This window comes from Methylobacterium sp. WL18 (assembly GCF_008040015.1).
In the GTDB taxonomy this organism is placed as follows: Bacteria; Pseudomonadota; Alphaproteobacteria; order Rhizobiales; family Beijerinckiaceae; genus Methylobacterium; species Methylobacterium mesophilicum.
The window spans coordinates 1-2,958 of sequence record NZ_VRVD01000578.1 but is presented as its reverse complement, the minus strand read 5'-3'; the positions used below and the strand labels follow the sequence as shown (position 1 = coordinate 2,958).

Here is a 2,958-nt window from a genome sequence, read left to right as displayed (position 1 = left end):
GCGCGGCGTCGCCGCTGGTCACCGCCCGGGCGGCGTCGGTGAGCGCGCGGGCGAGGTCGTCCTCGTCCACCTGCCCCCATTCGGCGCCGCGCAGATACGGCCCGTAGGTCTGGTCCAGGGCGGCGATCTCGGCCTTCACCGGGAAGCCGCAGGTGGCGTCGAGGAAATCGCGGCTGCCGCCGTAATCGGTGGCGATCACGACCTTGCCCATCTCCATCGCCTCGGCGATCGTCAGGCCGAAGCCTTCCGAGGAATGCGACGAGGCGTAGACCGCGCAGAGCTCGAACAGGGCGCCGAGTTCGTTCTGGGACAGCGGCTGGTCGATCACCACCACGTCCCCGGCCTTGCCGACGAGGTCGAGCAGCTTCTTGCCCTCGTCGGGCAGGTCGAACACGTGCTTGGTCTTGAGCACGAGCTGCCAGCCGGATTGCGCCAGCGCCGCCGCCCGGAACGCGCGGATCAGCGCGTGCGGGTTCTTGCGGGCGAGGTAGCTCGACCCGTCGAAGGCGTAGAGGATGACGCGTCTGGCCGGGTCGATGGAGAACGCCTTGCGCAGGTTGGCCTTGGCGGCGGCGCTCGCCGGCTCGCCGGGCTCGTTCTCGACCACGTAGGGCACGACATCGACCGGGATGTCGGTGATCTGGCGGAAGATCGCGGCGCAGAACTCGGTCGGCGCCCAGATCGCGTCGAGGCCGTCCACGGTGGGCAGCCAGCCGCCGGGGACGTGCGAGGTCTCCCAGACGAACAGCCCGATCTTGAGCCGGGCGCTCGCGGCGATGCCGAGCTGGCGCTCGCTCATCAGGGAGTGCCAGCTGTCGCCGTTGAAATGCACCAGGGCGACGTCCGGCGCCCCCGAGAAGGTCCGGGCCTGCCAGCCCGGCCCGACCCGGGCATGGACGTGGAACGACCGCTCCATCGGATGCACGTTCAGGGCGAACGGCGCCCGGTGCAGCGCCCGCACGTAGCTGCGGGCCGCGACGCCGAGCCCGTTGGCGTAGTTCATCGGCGAGACGTAGGAGACGCGCAAGGGCCGCTCCGGCGCCTTCGGCCTGCGCAGGTCGGCCCAGATCTTGGGGCCGGGATACGTGAAGGTCTGGTCGAGCCGGTCGAGGTCGAAGCCGCGCTCGCCGATCGCCTCGCGCACCGCCGCGCCACCGATCGCGGCGTGCTCGCCCAGGAGCGAGCGCTTCACGAACGGGAAGCCCTGGGTGAGCATGTTCTCCCAGTCGAACAGGGTGCGGTTGTTGCGCGGGTCGTTGACCAGCGTCATGTGCTTGTTCTGAGCCGAGAACAGGCTGCGCATGCCGAGCCCCGCGGCCCGCATCCGCCCGGAGAAGGTCAGCTCGTACTCGGTGATAACCGTGTTCTTGTCCGGCCAGTTCGCCACCGACTGGATGAAGTGGTTGAACGCGTACGACGACACGCAGCGCTTCTTCAGGGCCAGGAAGAAGCTTTGCAGGTGGTGACTGTAGTAGAAGTTGTCGGCGAGCCCGATCACCGCCTCCGGGTAGGCATCGATCTTCGCCAGCAGCCCGGCGAAGTCGGCGCTGTCGAGGGGGCCGACCAGGCTGTCGTTGGCGAGGTACAGGGTCTCGGAATCGAGCAGGTCGTCGTCCTCCAGGAGGACATGCGCCCAGGCCGCGAAGTCGAATCCGGTGTTCTCGCGCAGGTAGGCCGAGGCGCAGAGCTTCAGGATCGCCTCCGGCACCGCGGTCTTGTGCTGGTTGGCCGCGATGATAAGCACGATGTCGATGCCGTTCTCGGCAAACGCCCGCAGGTAGGGCTCGACATGGCCGCGGATGCGCCCCTCCGGCGCGTGGGTGATGAACAGGGCGGTGCGGCCGTGCCGGCGCGGCTCCCGCTTCAGGCAGGACAGCCGGGCGTCGGCGGCCTCCGGGACCGCGGTACCGGCGACCCGGCGGGTCAGCCGGCCGGCCTCAAGCCCGGTCGTGACGTAATCGACCAGGGGGTTGAGCCCGAGCGCCGCGACGCGGGGGTAGCGGGCGAGGTACCAGGGCGCGTCGAAGCGCGGGGACGGGCTCGTGCGCCGGCCGTTATCGGACAGGAAATGCGCGAGCGGATTAGCCTCCGTCGCGTCGTCGGCGAGATAGGTCTTGGTGTACCAGCGCGTGTCGAACCAGGGGCCGGGATCGAGTCCCTCCCGGGCGCCATGCTCCAGGAAGTGCACCAGCGGGTTGAGGCTGTCGGCGCGCACCGACGCCGACTGCGCGGCGTACCAATCGGGGTCGAACAGGGGATGCGGGGCGTAGCGGCGGTAGCCGCCGGCCATCACGTAATGCTCCAGCGGCTCGAGCCCGCTGGTCTCGGCCTCGGGGCAGCGCCCGCGGTAGAACTCGGCGTCGAAGATCCCGGAGCGGCGGATCAGGTCGACGTGCCGCGACAGCCCGGCGAATTCCTCGGGGTTGCGCAGGTAGCCCTGCTTCCGCCCGGTCTCGAAATAGTGACTGAGCGCGATGCCGCCCGCCTCCCGGGCATCCGGGTAGCGCGACCGGTACCAGGCGGAATCGAACAGCGGCGACGGGTCGGTGTCGGGGCTCTTCAGGAAGTGGAAGAACGCCCGGGCGCGGGCGTCGGCGCCGCCGAGATAGCGCTGCGCGTACCAGTCCGGGTCGAACAGCGGGTTGGGGGCGATGCCGGCGTCGGCGCCGCGCTCGACGTAGTGGATCAGCGGGTTCACGCCCTCGGCGCGCAGGCCCGGGACGGCGTCGAGGTAGCGGTCGCCGTGGAACAGCGGCGACGGCCAGCGGCCCTCGCGCCCGCCATGCACCGCATAGTGCACGAGCGGGTCGATCCCCTCGCCGACCACGTCGGGATAGCGCCGCCCGTACCAGGCCGGATCGAACAGGCCCGAGGCCTTCACGGCCGCCACGAGATCCGCCTGCCGGGGCTCGCTCGTCCGCCGCCGCTTCAGGCGCCGGGCCAGCGGGCGCGTGAGGG

1 protein-coding gene is annotated in these 2,958 nt (G+C 70.5%); it reads right to left on the bottom strand.

The window, feature by feature from the left end; translation table 11 throughout:
* Window positions 1-2,958: rhamnan synthesis F family protein (locus FV228_RS25230; RefSeq protein ID WP_147857056.1), on the bottom strand; the 2,958-nt coding region annotated here is incomplete at both ends.